Source organism: Moraxella haemolytica (genome assembly GCF_030177935.1).
In the GTDB taxonomy this organism is placed as follows: Bacteria; Pseudomonadota; Gammaproteobacteria; order Pseudomonadales; family Moraxellaceae; genus Moraxella; species Moraxella haemolytica.
In genome coordinates, this window is record NZ_CP089974.1 from 433292 (window position 1) to 448330 (window position 15039).

The following is a 15039-nucleotide window of genomic DNA, read 5'->3' on the forward strand; positions in this document are numbered from 1 at the left end:
TTTTGCCGTATTGATAAAGTATTCGACTCATCGTTGTGCCTGTTTCATGATGAATACTCCAATGACTTTTACGGTTAGGTTGAGTGGTTTAGGATTTTTTCTTTTTACCTTTACTGGTTTTGGTTTTTTTGGGTGTTTTGTCCGTCTTTTCTACCAATACAAAGTCCACCTGCAACAAATCCATATTCACGCCAGCAACCTTAATCAAAAGCTGTTCGCCCAGTTTAAAGATGCTACCACGCTCGCCAATGAGTGCTTGCTCTCGCTCATTGTATTCATAATACTCAGCTGATAGATTTGAGATGTGAATTAGCCCATCGATAAATAGATCATTGAGTGTGATGAATAGCCCAAAATTTGTTACGGTGGTGATTGTTCCCATAAATTCATCACCCAAGTGCTTTTGCATATAATGGCACTTCAACCATGCCTCTACATGGCGGCTTGCCTCTTCAGCACGGCGTTCGGTGATGGAAGTTTGTTCACCTGCTTCATCTAAGGTTTTATAAATCGTGTTTTTAGATTTTTTTCCTGTTGTTTTATCCTTAATGGCTCGATGGAGCATAAGGTCGGGATAACGGCGAATTGGACTGGTAAAATGGCTGTATTCATCATATGCCAAACCAAAATGACCGATATTATCAGGGCTATAATTTGCCTGCATCATAGAACGCAGTAGCATAGAGTGAATGCTTTGGGTATCAGCTCGTCCTTCGGTCGCCTTGATGACTCGTTGATAGTCAGCATGACTGGGCGATTCATCAGGGAAGGATAAGCCAAAGGATTTAAGATATTCAGAAAGTTTGGCGGATTTTTCATCGGATGGCTTGTCATGGTTGCGATACAAGGCAGGTAAATCGTGTTTAAGAGCAAAATTTGCCCCACAAGTATTAGCAAGTAGCATCATCTCTTCAATGAGTTTGTGAGCATCGCCACGAGTGCGTTTTTTGATGTCTTTAATGTCGCCATCTTTGCCAAAGACGATGTAACTTTCCGCTGTTTCAAACGCCATTGCACCACGCTCGGTACGCTTTTTATCCAAAATTTGATAAAGTTGATACAGGGTATCTACCGATTTACACACAGCAGGGTTCTTGACCAAATCATCAGGCAAGGTCTCATTGGTGGGGTCGTCAAAATAAGCATTTACTTGATTATAAGTCAAGCGAGCTTGCGAATGCATGACAGCAGGATAAAACTCATAGCCTGTTACCTTGCCTGCTTTAGATAGCTTAATATCCGCCACCATACAAAGGCGATCTACTTTGGGGTTGAGTGAGCATAGACCGTTAGACAGTACCTCTGGGAGCATGGGAATTACACGGTGGGGAAAATACACGCTTGTGCCACGCTCATAAGCATCTATATCAAGAGGCGACTGGGGGGTCACATAGTGGCTGACATCAGCGATGGCAACCACCACACGGTAGTTGCCTCCTGCCCGTTTGCACGCATAGACCGCATCATCAAAGTCTCTTGCATCCTCGCCATCAATCGTGATGAGTGGCAAATCTCGCAAATCCACTCGCCCTGCACAATCTGCTATAGTTGGCTCACCATAGCTGTCTGCTTGTTCTAGTGTAGCTTTACTAAACTCAAACGGTATGCCGTGATTTAGTAAGGTGGTCTCAATGATTAATTCACGGTCGTTTAGGTGGGTTAGAACCTCACTGATTTTGCCTGTGGCGTATTCTTGATAAGTGGGCATATCAATAATTGCCACTTTGACGCTATCGCCCACACCCACGCCAAAGCGTGCCACCTCATCATCGGTCAGTGTGATGGGTTGATGACTATTTGCTCCTGATAACTGAACAAAGTAGCCGTCATCATCACGCTGTATGACACCAACAAACTCAGTACTGGCTCGGCTGATGATGTTTGTAATGCGAGCCTCTGGGTTGCCACGAAATTCGCTTGCCACAGCCTCTACCACATCACCATCAAAGACCACACGCATTTGTTTTTCATGGACAAATAAGTCAGGCATGTCATCTAGTGTGATAAAACCAAAGCCTTTAGGATTGGCGATGATTCTACCCGTTACGGTGGTAGGCAAGGGTGCAATGCTAAAATGAATGCCATCAGTGCGTTCTAATTGCTTGTCTCTTAGCATTGCTTTTAAGCGGTTGGTTAGGGCAAAAAATCTCTCTTCGTCGCCCAAAATTTCAAAATGTAGTCCCAAACTTTCCATTGTGGCAGGTTTGCTGTCGTTATTTAATTGGGCAATGGTTTGTAGGATAAGCAGGCGTGAAGGAATGGGGTTTTGGTATTTATTTGCCTCATCGTGGGCATTGGGGTCGTTCCAGATAGGTGTTGTTTGATTTTTTTTCATAAACTTCTCATCAAAATTTTTACAATTTTACTAAAAATAAAATAGATTTTCGTTTATCATATCACACTTTTAAGGGAAATTTTTAGTTAAATATGATGGCTACAGTATTTCAAATTGATGACGCACGCCGTGCTGAGCAGGGTGGTTATGTCAGTCAAATAGCTCGCATTGAGCGTGAGCTGTTTTTTGATGCTTGGGACAGTTTGTCGGTCTGTTCAATGCTGTCGCAGTTTGGGGTTGGGCTTTTGATCGCATTGAATGATGAAGATGAAGTGGTGGGTTATTTGATTTATCAGATTGTCTTTGAGGTGGCGGAGGTCTTACGCATTGCGACAGATATTGGTTTTCAAAAACAAGGCATGGGCAAGATGCTTCTTGATGAGTTTGATGTGTTGTGCAAGGATAAGGGGGCGGAAAGAATACTGCTGGAGGTGAAAGCTGATAACACCTCTGCAATACGCTTATATACAAGGCAGGGTTTTCATCAGATAGATGTTAGAGTGGGCTATTATAAAGATGAATGGGGAGTGGTTGATGCTTTAATCATGCAAAAGGAGTTGTCATCAGCCGAGTATCAATAACCATCAATATGAAAAAATGGCATAAAAATAGCAAGAGTAAATATTCTTGCTATCTATGCTCTTTTGCTAAAGCATGGTCGGTTATTTCTTTTTGGCAGGACCTAATAGCATGCCCATTTGACGACCTTCAACTTTAGGGGCTTGTTCCACAGTTGCTACTTCTTCGGTGTCTTTGATGATGCGTTCTAGCTGAGCCTTACCAATTTCTTGGTGAGCCATCTCACGACCACGAAAACGGATAGAAACCTTGACTTTGTCTTTATCTTCCAAAAATTCCACAATCTTGCGTAGCTTAACCTGATAGTCTGCTTCTTCGGTGCCTGGTCTAAGCTTGATTTCTTTAACTTGGGTTTGCTTTTGGTTCTTTTTGGCTTCTTTTGCTTTTTGTTTTTGGTCGTACAAATAGCGTTTATAATCCATAATTTTAGCAACGGGTGGCTTGGCATCAGGGACGATTTCAACCAAATCCAGTCCTTCGTCGCTGGCGGCTTTTAAAGCAGTTTTTAAATCTACCACACCCAATTGCTCGCCATCTTCTTTGACTAAGCGAACTTCTTTGGCACGAATATCTTCATTGATATTTAAACGGTTTGACGGTTTAATGATGGTTACTCCAAAAATAAAAAACCACCCCATTATACTTAAGCAATAATAAAATTGCAAGAGTTTTGTCCTAATGTCGGACTTCCACTACCAATGTACTTGTTGCGATTTCATCAATCAATTCATCAAGGGTGGCTTTATTTTCTTTGTCTAGGTTGGCGTCCCATTCATCAAGAATGATGACACCGACATCGTTTTTGTGATTTTCAATCTCAATCAGCTGTGAAAATAATTTTTGACCGGTTGATTTTTGATCATTTTGACGAAAAAACAAATCATGACTGACAGGCAGATAAAAAGCCCTGCCTGACAACCGTGTCTTTAAGTGTAGCAACAGACTGCTTTTGCCAGCACCATTACACCCCCTAATCGTCATTCTGCCAGTTGTTGGCAAATCACTCAGATCAAACTCGCTTAGTGGAATGTCGTTGATAACCATCCGCTGAAAATCAATCCTGCTTAATACATCGACATCAGGTGCATTTAAAGAATGCTTCAAGCCAGTCAATTTGGCTTTGATGCTAGAAAAATTGGTCTGATGAAAAACAAGTGCTTGCCCCATTTGCAGAAGCTGGATTTGTCTTGGTAGTGTCGCCACCAACAACGCCAAAAATACATAATCTTCATGATTTTGAATGAACAGATACGAAATAAAACCCAGTACAGGCAACATGAACAATATCATGCCAAGACTTGAAATCAGATGATTGAACGATTGGTTGGCGACTTGAAGTTTTTTTGAGCGTTCAAAATGATGTCGGTAAATTTTAGTAAAAATGCCCATGTTATATCGATTAAAAATGACGACATGGTCCCAGATTCTATTTAAGGTGGCGATGAAAGAGATTCTGGATTTTTGAGACATGGTGGACAGTCTTGATATGTTCTTTTGATGATAAAAAATAAACATCTCCACAAGCAAAAACCCACAGACATAAGCCATCAGTAGGTAACGATCGAGAAAAAATCCCAAAATCAACACATTGATTGATAAGTTTAAAATCAATGCCACACCATCAAAGACGAAATCAAGCGTGTCATCAATCACAGATTTACCCTCTTGGCTGACAAAGACCGTACTTTGGGCTTTTAATTGTTTGTCGCTTAACAAAAAAGTTTTGCCACAAAAGATTTTAACAAATCTTTGCACATAATCATCTAACAACTCAAATTTTGACTTTTCCAAATAAACACTTGCCAAATAAGCAGGAACATACACAACGATCAATGACACAACGAAGCCAATCAAATTGATCAAAAAGTCTTGATGTTGAGCGATGTCTATGGCAAGCTTGGCAATGAAATAGGTGGATAAGCCGACAATCACTTGTTGTACGACCAAAAACGCAAGCGAGATGTATAATGATGGGGTGATGATTTTCATAACAAAGAATAATAAAGCCACTTACTGATATATCTACTCACCGTATGTGACTGGTTAATAAAAAAGCATGATTTAAAAATAAAGCTATTTTTTAAATCTGTAAGGATTTGATTGAGATTTGGAGTATTTGTGAACACTCAAATCAAGTGTTAATTTAAAAAATCCACCCAGAATTGCCTTTGGATGGATTTTTTAATTAAGCCAAATTATTCGCTATCTGCCTTCGGCTCAATTCTACCTTTTTTCTCAATCGCTGTATCCAACACTTTGATAAAGTCATCAAGCGACATACTACCTAGATTCTCGCCTTCACGAGTGCGGACATTGACCGTGCCACTTTCTACTTCTTTATCGCCTAGAACTAGCATAAACGGAGTGCGTTCAAGGGTGCGTTCACGGATTTTAAAGCCGATTTTTTCGTTGCGTAGATCACCAATGGTACGGTAACCTTTGTCGTTTAAGGTTTTAACAGTGTCTGCCACAGCATCGGCTTGTTTATCTGTGATATTCATTACTACGATTTGTTGAGGGGCAAGCCACGCTGGGAACCAGCCTGCATAATGCTCAATCAAAATGCCAATAAAGCGTTCAAATGAACCTAAAATCGCACGGTGAAGCATCACAGGACGGACTCGCTCGCCTGTTTCGCTGATGTATTCTGCCCCTAGTCGATCAGGTAGGTTAAAGTCTAGTTGGAGTGTGCCACATTGCCACACACGACCCAAGCAGTCTTTTAGGCTAAATTCAATCTTAGGTCCATAAAACGCTCCTTCACCCTCTTGTAGCTCCCATGCAAGTCCTGCAGTATCAAGAGCATCTGCTAGGGCTTTTTCAGCATCGTCCCACAGTGCATCCGCCCCAACTCGTTTTTCTGGGCGAGTGGAGAGTTTCATTTGTACTTCATCAAAGCCAAAATCTTTATAGACGGCAAGAGTGAGTTTAATGAAGGCTTGGGCTTCGTCTCGGATTTGTTCATGCGAGCAGAAAATATGGGCGTCATCTTGCACAAAACCACGTGCACGCATGATGCCATGTAGTGATCCTGATGGTTCGTTACGGTGGCACGAGCCAAATTCGGCAAGGCGTAGGGGCAGATCACGATAGGACTTTAATCCTTGATTAAATACTTGCACATGACAAGGGCAGTTCATTGGTTTGACAGCGTAATCTCGTTTTTCACTTGATGTGGTGAACATCATTTCGCCATAATTTTCCCAATGTCCAGATTTTTCCCACAGACTTCTGTCCACGACTTGTGGCGTTTTGATTTCCAGATAGCCGTTGTCTTTTTGTACTTTACGCATATATTGCTCAAGCACTTGCCATACCGTCCAGCCATTGGGATGCCAAAACACCATGCCTGGTGCTTCTTCTTGCAAATGAAATAAATCAAGTGCTTTGCCGATTTTGCGATGGTCTCGTTTTTCGGCTTCTTCTATGCGTTTGATGTAAGCGGCAAGTTCTTTTTTGTCCGCCCATGCCGTGCCGTAGATGCGTTGCAACTGCTCGTTTTTAGCGTCGCCTCGCCAATACGCACCGCTCATTTTGGTCAGTTTGAATGCCTTTAAAAAGCGAGTATTAGGAACATGTGGTCCACGACACATATCAATGTATTCTTGATGGTAATACAGTCCCATCGCCGTCTCATCTGGCATATCATCAATTAAGCGAAGTTTATATTCTTCGCCACGAGCCTTGAATACTTCAATGACCTCATCTCTTGGGGTCATTTTTTTGATGACATCATAATCTTGATTGATAAGCTCATGCATGCGAGTTTCAATCACTCCCATATCCTCTTGGGTGAAGGGCTTATCGCTATAGATGTCATAATAAAAGCCATCTTCAATCACAGGTCCTATGACCATTTTAACTTCTGGAAACAGTTGCTTAACAGCGTGTCCTAAAAGGTGAGCACACGAGTGGCGGATGATTTCTACGCCCTCAGCGTCTTTTGGCGTAACGATTTGTACGGTCGCATCTTCGGTGATGGGATCGCATGTGTCCACAAGTTTGCCATTTACTTTGCCTGCAACGGTGGCTTTGGCAAGACCTGCACCGATGGATTGAGCGATGTCCATGACGGTTGTTGCACCGTCAAAGTGCTTGACATCGCCATTGGGAAGGGTGATTGCGACCATAAAAGTACTCCTAAAATTGGCGTTGGCAGTGATATTTGCTACCATCAAATATTTGACCGCTACCAGTGGATTTTAAAAAAACAAAAAGATTTATCTGGTTTGCTAGATAAAAAGAGCTATTATAACAAATTTTTGAATAATAAAAACAAGGGATTTTGATATACTGCTGATGTCATCATGATATGCAATCACTTGACTAATTAAATAAAAACAGTTATTATTATCATATACAATGTTATCATTAAGAGTGCAACAAATTCAAACAACTTAAAAAAAGAGGATATATGATAAATAACAGCCTAAAAAAAATGCTCCCTGCATTCATTGGCTCGGTACTACTATTAACCGCTTGCGGTGCTGATAAGCCTGCTGAACAAAGCAAGGATACCTTGTCTGTTCAAAAGGATAAAATGATGGTTGTAACGACTTTTACCATCATTGCTGACATTGCCCAAAATGTGGCAGGAGATGTGGCAGATGTTGAATCCATCACCAAAGCAGGGGCGGAGATTCATGATTATGAACCGACCCCAAAGGACATTGCTAAGGTTAAGGAGGCGGATTTAATCTTGCATAATGGCATGAATTTAGAACGCTGGTTTGATAAATTTTACCAAGATGCCAAAGATACGCCCGAGGTGGTTGTTACCGAAGGCATCACGCCCTTGATGATTAAGGCTGGTTCTTATAAGGATTTGCCAAATCCGCACGCTTGGATGTCGCCAACCAATGCACTGATTTATGTAGAAAACATCAAAAATGCTCTGATTGCTCATGACCCAAAAAATAAAGATATTTATATTAAAAATGCCGAAGTTTATCGCCAAAAAATCAAAGCATTAGATGAACCGTTGCGTGCCAAATTTGCAAGCATTCCAAAAGCTCAGCGTTGGCTAGTAACAAGCGAGGGGGCGTTTAGCTATCTTGCAAAAGATTATGGGCTTAATGAGGCGTATCTGTGGGATATTAATGCTGAACAGCAAGGCACTCCTAAGCAGGTCAGAACGCTCATTGAAACCATCAAAACTCACAAGATTCCTGTGGTGTTTAGTGAAAGCACCATCAGTGACAAACCTATCAAGCAAGTCGCTAAAGAGACAGGTGTTTCTTATGGTGGCGTGCTGTATGTTGACAGTCTGTCCGAGCAGGGTGGTAAAGTGCCAACATACCTTGACCTATTAGATGTAACAACTTCTACCATTGTGCAGGGTTTTGATAAGGCAAAAAAATAGCAAAATAATTCTAAAATTTGGCAGGATAGTAGTCTTGCCAAATTTTTTGTAATTTTGGATATTTATCGGTACAATAATCATGATTGGATTGGAAAATGCCCGATGGTCTACAGCATTGTTAATTTATTGAGCTATTAGATGATTAAGTGTGTTTTGATTGATTTTTTCAATCAATAATCTTATTTTAAATAAATTTTAAAAAGTCAAACTGGTGGTTTAAAATATAAAAACCTTATTTCTGTTAGGGTTTTTTATATTTGAAAAGTTGCCAGTTGCAGTCTTTTGATGCTTTTTTAAATAAAAGAATATCGTCATTATTCTTTTTTGATTTAACAAACATGACAATCGCCGTTATGCCTGTTGTCATATTTGTTAAATTAACTGTTTTTTAATGATTTATGGAAAAAATTTCTCGTTTGGTTGCCAGTATTGATGTTAAGGCGTTAAATGTCCGTTATACCAATGGGCATCACGCTCTTGATGATGTTAACTTCACCCTAATAGGTGGTACGACTTGTGCTTTGGTCGGCGTTAATGGTTCTGGTAAGTCCACATTGTTTAAATCCATTATGGGATTGATTAAACCTCAGACAGGGCAGATTTTGCTCTGCGGTATGCCAATTCACCAAGCCCTAAAACGAAATTTGGTCGCTTATGTCCCTCAAAGTGAGGAGGTGGACTGGCAGTTTCCTGTGTCAGTTTATGATGTGGTGATGATGGGTCGTTATGGCTACATGAATTTTTTGCGATTGCCCAAAAGCATTGATAAGCAAAAAGTGGCGGACGCTATGGTAAGAGTGGACATTAGCCATCTAAAACACCGCCAAATCAGTGAGTTGTCTGGCGGTCAAAAAAAACGAGTATTCTTAGCAAGAGCACTCGCCCAAGAAAGTCGGGTTATCCTATTAGATGAACCATTTACAGGCGTGGATGTCAAAACCGAAAAAGCAATCATGGCATTGCTAGATGATTTGCGAGCTGAAGGGCATCTGATTTTAATCTCAACGCATAATTTAGGGACGATTCCAGAGTTTTGTGATCAGGTGGTGATGATAAATCGTTCCATTGTGGCAGAAGGGGTAACCAAAGACACTTTTACCCAAGAAAATCTAGAAAAGGTTTTTGGTGGCGTATTAAGGCAAATTCGTTTATCTGGCAAGGATTTGCATGATGATGACGATAATCGCTCAGTAACGATTTTGGCAGATGATGAAGTCCCAGCGGTGTTTTATGGTATTCAGCAAGGCACGCCAGAGAGTGTCCACTGCACCGCCAGTGAGATGAGTCAAGCAAGTCAGGCGAGCCGTATTGGTCAGGTAAATATGAACCTGCCCAAAAAACCCAAAAACGACGGCGTGCAACTATTTGACCCTAAGGCGAACACAACCATGTCATCAGTGGCTCAAGGAGGGAATCGTGATTGAATTATTCTCCTTACTGACTGAGCCTTTTGCTTATGAATACATGCTTAAGGCAATGGCGTTGTCATCATTGGTTGGTGGGGTGTGTGCATTGCTATCTGCTTATCTTATGCTCAAAGGCTGGTCGCTTATTGGTGATGCTTTGTCTCATGCGGTTGTACCTGGTGTGGCGATTGCGTACGCATTGGGGTTGCCTTTTGCGGTGGGAGCGTTTTTTTCGGGAATTTTGGCGGCTTTATCAATTTTATGGGTAAAGTCTTTAACTCAGCTTAAAGAAGATGCGGTCATTGGTTTTATATTTACTGCTTTTTTTGCTTTAGGACTGTTCATCATCTCTATCAGCCCCACGCCAGTTAATGTCCAAGAGATTATCTTTGGCAATATTTTGGGTATTTCTGATGGGGATATGATACAAGTTGGCATTGTCATGGGCATGGCACTTATTTTTTTACTCATTTTTTGGAAAGATTTGCTTGTGGTCTTTTTTGATGAGATTCATGCTAGGTCGGTGGGGTTATCCCCAAAAGTTTATCAGGTGCTATTTTTTATTTTATTGTCAGCTTGTGTGGTTTCGGCCTTGCAGACAGTGGGGGCGATTTTGGTCATTGCGATGGTGATTACACCAGGAGCAACCGCTTATCAACTGACCGACCGTTTTGCATCCATGCTGTTGATTGCAGGGTTTTTGGGGGTGATGACAGGTGGCGTGGGTGTGTATTTGAGTTATTATCTTGATGGGGCGACAGGTGGGATTATTGTGTGTTTGCAGACTTTGGCGTTCATTTTGGCTTTTTTGTTTTCGCCAAAGTTTGGTATCATTACTGAGCGACTAAAAAGAAAAAAAGCCCAACAAAGTGCGATACACGCCTAAAGTTTATCTAATTAACCAATTTTATTGTATAGCCTGATGACACCATGCCAATGCTAGATTTATTAACCAGTCCGCTTACCCATACTTTTATGCAGCACGCACTCATCTCAGCTGTGGCAGTGGGGGCGGTGTGTGCCATTTTATCCTGCTTTGTGGTATTAAAAGGGTGGAGTCTTATGGGGGATGCCATCAGCCATGCTGTATTTCCAGGTGTGGTTGTGGCTGCTTGGTTAGAATTGCCGATATTACTCGGAGCGTTTATGGCGGGATTGCTTTGTGCGACTTTAGTGGGGTTCTTAAAGAATAATACTCGCATAAAGGAAGATACGCTCATGGGGATTGTTTTTGCAGGGATGTTTGCATTAGGTCTTGTGATGTTTACCAGAATTGACACCGACCAGCATTTAAAACATATTTTGTTCGGCAATCTTTTGGGTATTGATAAGGCTGTTCTTATGCAGACCCTTGCCATCTGTGGGGCAGTGCTGTTTGTGGTGCTATTAAAAAGCAAAGATTTACTACTGTATTCATTTGACCCACATCATGCAAAAGTGGCGGGATTATCGCCTAAGTTCTTGCACTATGGATTGCTTATCTTATTATCCGCCACCATTGTGGTTGCCATGCAGGCGGTGGGCGTTATTTTGGTGGTGGCAATGCTTATTTCACCAGGGGTTACCGCCTTTGTGCTGTGCAGACGCTTTTATACCATGTTGGCTGTGGCTGTGGCAAGCTCTTGTTTGACAAGTTTTTTTGGTGTCATCATTAGTTTTCACTTAGATTCAGCGACAGGGGCTACCATTGTATTATTGCAGGCACTGGTATTTATATTAGCGGTAATATATGCTAAGTTAAAACAAAAGCGTATCTAACAGTAACTTGCCCCAATCAACTGCTTCTTAAGAAAATTAGTACACGAAACAGAAGTATAAGGAACTTTCATGAGAAATTTTGCATCGGACAATTATTCAGGGGTGCACCCAAATGTCATGCAAGCACTGGCTGCTGCCAATATCGGACATGTGCCGGCGTATGGTTATGATGAATATACCGATTCTTTACAGCAGATTGTCCGCCAGCATTTTGGCGATAAAGCTCATGCTCTACCAGTATTTAATGGGACAGGGGCAAATGTAGTAGGGCTGCAATCCCTTAACCTGCGTTGGGGTGCGGTTATTTGTGCTGAGTCAGCACACATTCATCAAGATGAAAGTACTGCTCCGCAGGTTGTGGGTGGATTGAAGCTTTTAGCAATCCCAACAAGTGATGGTAAACTTACCCCAGAGTTGATAAGGACGCAGATGTATAATATCGGCAGTGAGCACAGAGCTCAGCCGAGTGTGGTGTACATCAGTCAGACAACCGAATTTGGTACTTGTTATACGGTTGATGAAATTCGTGCAATTTGTCAGGTGGCTCATGAGCATCAGATGAGAGTTTTTGTTGATGGAGCAAGGTTGTCAAACGCAGCAGCTTACTTGGGCGTTGGTTTTCAAGAGATGATTTTTGAAGCAGGTGTGGATATGGTATCGTTTGGTGGCACAAAAAACGGACTGATGATGGGCGAGTGTCTTATCACCTTTGACGAATCGTTAGCACAGTCGCTAAAATTTCTTAGAAAAGTAAGGCTACAGACCGCATCTAAAATGCGTTTTATCTCAGCTCAGTTTATTGAGCTGTTAAGCAATGATTTGTATCTGCATAATGCTAAGCATGCTAATGATATGGCGACTTTATTAGCGGATAAATTAAAGGAGCTTGATATCAATCCAATTTACCAAGTGCAATCAAACGGCGTATTTGTCAAACTCTCAGAAAAGGCTGTTAAATACGCACGCCAAAAATATGCCTTTTATGATTGGGATACTCAAGGAGTAGTGCGTCTGATGTGTAGCTTTGATACCACAAAAGAAGATGTTGTAGATTTGGTCAATTTAATCAGGCAAAATTAGTTTTATAGTATTATATTAATGGCATTATATAGAGCTAACATCAAAAAATCAGAAGGAATCTTAAGCAAAGTGGCTTAAAATTCCTTCTTAAATTGAAGTACTTGATAACAGTTCATCGTGATGAATCAATGGTTTGTTAAAAGAATACTGATTTTTCAACAAAAAACCCCAACAAAATCAACAACCTAAAAAATTAATTAACTTTTTTCAAAAATACCTATTGACCTTAGATGATTTCCCTGTATAATACGCACTCATTCGAACGATGGTTGGTTGCAAAACATCAACAAACAACAAGTTTGAAACCAAATATAAAAGCAAGCCAAATCAAGCCTTTTTAATCTGAAAATTGTCATTAAAAAAAACTTTAAAATTTTTAAAAAAAGCTTGACACCAAATAAAAACAGCGTATAATACGCACTCATTCGCTGGACGACAACGAATGACACTATTTAAAATCCAAACTAAAGAACAACTTGTGTGGATTTTTGCTAATACAAGATAATACAAAAATTATCATTTATCAAGCAAAAATACTCAAAGTTAATTCATTTACACGATGAGCAAATTTGCTAGTAATAAATGAGCCAAGATTGACCCACTTAATGGGTTACTTAGAAAGATTAAACTGAAGAGTTTGATCATGGCTCAGATTGAACGCTGGCGGCAGGCTTAACACATGCAAGTCGAACGATGACGCTCTAGCTTGCTAGAGAAGATTAGTGGCGAACGGGTGAGTAATGCTTAGGAATCTGCCTAGTAGTGGGGGATAACGTAGGGAAACTTACGCTAATACCGCATACGTCTTACGAGAGAAAGGGGGCTTTTAGCTCTCGCTATTAGATGAGCCTAAGTCGGATTAGCTAGTTGGTGGGGTAAAGGCCTACCAAGGCGACGATCTGTAGCTGGTCTGAGAGGATGATCAGCCACACTGGGACTGAGACACGGCCCAGACTCCTACGGGAGGCAGCAGTGGGGAATATTGGACAATGGGCGAAAGCCTGATCCAGCCATGCCGCGTGTGTGAAGAAGGCCTTTTGGTTGTAAAGCACTTTAAGTGGGGAGGAAAAGCTAGTTGCTAATACCAGCTAGCCCTGACGTTACCCACAGAATAAGCACCGGCTAACTCTGTGCCAGCAGCCGCGGTAATACAGAGGGTGCAAGCGTTAATCGGAATTACTGGGCGTAAAGCGAGCGTAGGTGGCTGCTTAAGTCAGATGTGAAATCCCCGGGCTTAACTTGGGAACTGCATCTGATACTGGGTGGCTAGAGTAGGTGAGAGGGAAGTAGAATTCCAGGTGTAGCGGTGAAATGCGTAGAGATCTGGAGGAATACCGATGGCGAAGGCAGCTTCCTGGCATCATACTGACACTGAGGTTCGAAAGCGTGGGTAGCAAACAGGATTAGATACCCTGGTAGTCCACGCCGTAAACGATGTCTACCAGTCGTTGGGTCTCTTGAAGACTTAGTGACGCAGTTAACGCAATAAGTAGACCGCCTGGGGAGTACGGCCGCAAGGTTAAAACTCAAATGAATTGACGGGGGCCCGCACAAGCGGTGGAGCATGTGGTTTAATTCGATGCAACGCGAAGAACCTTACCTGGTCTTGACATACAGAGAATTCGCTAGAGATAGCTTAGTGCCTTCGGGAACTCTGATACAGGTGCTGCATGGCTGTCGTCAGCTCGTGTCGTGAGATGTTGGGTTAAGTCCCGCAACGAGCGCAACCCTTTTCCTTAGTTACCAGCGATTTAAGTCGGGAACTCTAAGGATACTGCCAGTGACAAACTGGAGGAAGGCGGGGACGACGTCAAGTCATCATGGCCCTTACGACCAGGGCTACACACGTGCTACAATGGTTGGTACAAAGGGTTGCTACACAGCGATGTGATGCTAATCTCAAAAAGCCAATCGTAGTCCGGATTGGAGTCTGCAACTCGACTCCATGAAGTCGGAATCGCTAGTAATCGCAGATCAGAATGCTGCGGTGAATACGTTCCCGGGCCTTGTACACACCGCCCGTCACACCATGGGAGTTGATCTCACCAGAAGTGGTTAGCCTAACGCAAGAGGGCGATCACCACGGTGGGGTCGATGACTGGGGTGAAGTCGTAACAAGGTAGCCGTAGGGGAACCTGCGGCTGGATCACCTCCTTAACGATATTATCTGATTAGCAAGAATTCACAACAAGTTGTTCTTTAGTAAGATGTTTAAAACGGGTCTATAGCTCAGTTGGTTAGAGCACCGTGTTGATAACGCGGGGGTCATAAGTTCAAGTCTTATTAGACCCACCATATTGGGGTTATAGCTCAGTTGGTAGAGCGCCTGCCTTGCACGCAGGAGGTCAGGAGTTCGACTCTCCTTAACTCCACCATATTTAAACATCAAAAGCATACATAAGCAATTTGATAAGAGATTTCTTATTTATGCTTTAACTTTATGAACTGACGAAGTTCATATCATTATTTAACAACGAAAATATGAGTCTGGGTTAATTATTTAATTCCAACAAATAATT

At 41.8% G+C, this 15039-nt stretch carries 10 protein-coding genes, 2 tRNA genes and 1 rRNA gene; 9 read left to right on the forward strand and 4 right to left on the reverse strand.

Annotated features, from left to right (window positions below):
• Nucleotides 1-88: 88 nt before the first annotated feature.
• Nucleotides 89-2335, reverse strand: a complete 2247-nt coding sequence (gene rnr, locus LU276_RS02005) for a ribonuclease R (protein ID WP_284674019.1) — start codon at nt 2333-2335, stop codon at nt 89-91.
• Between the two features lie 92 nt (nt 2336-2427).
• On the opposite strand from rnr, the gene rimI reads away from it, so the two are divergent.
• Nucleotides 2428-2916: a ribosomal protein S18-alanine N-acetyltransferase gene (gene rimI, locus LU276_RS02010; protein ID WP_284674020.1), complete on the forward strand. Its 489-nt coding sequence runs from the start codon at nt 2428-2430 to the stop codon at nt 2914-2916.
• An 81-nt stretch (nt 2917-2997) separates the two neighbouring features.
• Here rimI and infC read toward each other — a convergent pair whose 3' ends face one another.
• From infC to thrS, 3 genes are all read right to left on the reverse strand, one after another.
• Nucleotides 2998-3552 (reverse strand): translation initiation factor IF-3, encoded by a 555-nt coding sequence (gene infC / locus LU276_RS02015; RefSeq protein WP_284674021.1) that lies wholly within the window; start codon nt 3550-3552, stop codon nt 2998-3000.
• Between the two features lie 37 nt (nt 3553-3589).
• On the reverse strand, nt 3590-4903 hold the full coding sequence (locus tag LU276_RS02020) for an ATP-binding cassette domain-containing protein (RefSeq protein WP_284674022.1): 1314 nt from the start codon (nt 4901-4903) through the stop codon (nt 3590-3592).
• A gap of 206 nt (nt 4904-5109) precedes the next feature.
• A complete protein-coding gene (thrS, locus tag LU276_RS02025; protein WP_284674023.1) occupies nt 5110-7044 on the reverse strand; it encodes a threonine--tRNA ligase in 1935 nt (644 codons plus the stop codon).
• Between the two features lie 284 nt (nt 7045-7328).
• On the opposite strand from thrS, the gene LU276_RS02030 reads away from it, so the two are divergent.
• The 8 genes from LU276_RS02030 (at nt 7329) to LU276_RS02065 (ending at nt 14895) form a co-directional block, all read left to right on the forward strand.
• The gene (locus LU276_RS02030; RefSeq protein ID WP_284674024.1) at nt 7329-8276 is read left to right on the forward strand and encodes a metal ABC transporter substrate-binding protein; all 948 of its coding nucleotides are present in this window, start codon (nt 7329-7331) and stop codon (nt 8274-8276) included.
• 398 nt (nt 8277-8674) lie between these two features.
• On the forward strand, nt 8675-9700 hold the full coding sequence (locus LU276_RS02035; RefSeq protein WP_284674025.1) for a metal ABC transporter ATP-binding protein: 1026 nt from the start codon (nt 8675-8677) through the stop codon (nt 9698-9700).
• Nucleotides 9693-10568 (forward strand): metal ABC transporter permease, encoded by an 876-nt coding sequence (locus LU276_RS02040; RefSeq protein ID WP_284674026.1) that lies wholly within the window; start codon nt 9693-9695, stop codon nt 10566-10568. Before LU276_RS02035 ends, LU276_RS02040 begins: the two co-directional genes overlap by 8 nt.
• 50 nt (nt 10569-10618) lie before the next feature.
• On the forward strand, nt 10619-11440 hold the full coding sequence (locus LU276_RS02045) for a metal ABC transporter permease (protein ID WP_284674027.1): 822 nt from the start codon (nt 10619-10621) through the stop codon (nt 11438-11440).
• Nucleotides 11441-11509: 69 nt separating this feature from the next.
• Nucleotides 11510-12520: a threonine aldolase family protein gene (locus LU276_RS02050; protein ID WP_284674028.1), complete on the forward strand. Its 1011-nt coding sequence runs from the start codon at nt 11510-11512 to the stop codon at nt 12518-12520.
• Between the two features lie 625 nt (nt 12521-13145).
• Nucleotides 13146-14677: ribosomal RNA gene (locus tag LU276_RS02055) — 16S ribosomal RNA — on the forward strand.
• 61 nt (nt 14678-14738) lie between these two features.
• Nucleotides 14739-14815 (forward strand) — tRNA-Ile (locus tag LU276_RS02060).
• A gap of 4 nt (nt 14816-14819) precedes the next feature.
• Nucleotides 14820-14895 (forward strand) — tRNA-Ala (locus LU276_RS02065).
• Nucleotides 14896-15039: the final 144 nt, after the last annotated feature.

Coding starts and splice junctions, on each gene's coding strand:
- rnr (WP_284674019.1), bottom strand. CDS start 2,335: ATGAAAAAAAATCAAACAACACCTATCTGGAACGACCCCAATGCCCAC.
- rimI (WP_284674020.1), top strand. CDS start 2,428: ATGATGGCTACAGTATTTCAAATTGATGACGCACGCCGTGCTGAGCAG.
- infC (WP_284674021.1), bottom strand. CDS start 3,552: ATGGGGTGGTTTTTTATTTTTGGAGTAACCATCATTAAACCGTCAAAC.
- LU276_RS02020 (WP_284674022.1), bottom strand. CDS start 4,903: ATGAAAATCATCACCCCATCATTATACATCTCGCTTGCGTTTTTGGTC.
- thrS (WP_284674023.1), bottom strand. CDS start 7,044: ATGGTCGCAATCACCCTTCCCAATGGCGATGTCAAGCACTTTGACGGT.
- LU276_RS02030 (WP_284674024.1), top strand. CDS start 7,329: ATGATAAATAACAGCCTAAAAAAAATGCTCCCTGCATTCATTGGCTCG.
- LU276_RS02035 (WP_284674025.1), top strand. CDS start 8,675: ATGGAAAAAATTTCTCGTTTGGTTGCCAGTATTGATGTTAAGGCGTTA.
- LU276_RS02045 (WP_284674027.1), top strand. CDS start 10,619: ATGCTAGATTTATTAACCAGTCCGCTTACCCATACTTTTATGCAGCAC.
- LU276_RS02050 (WP_284674028.1), top strand. CDS start 11,510: ATGAGAAATTTTGCATCGGACAATTATTCAGGGGTGCACCCAAATGTC.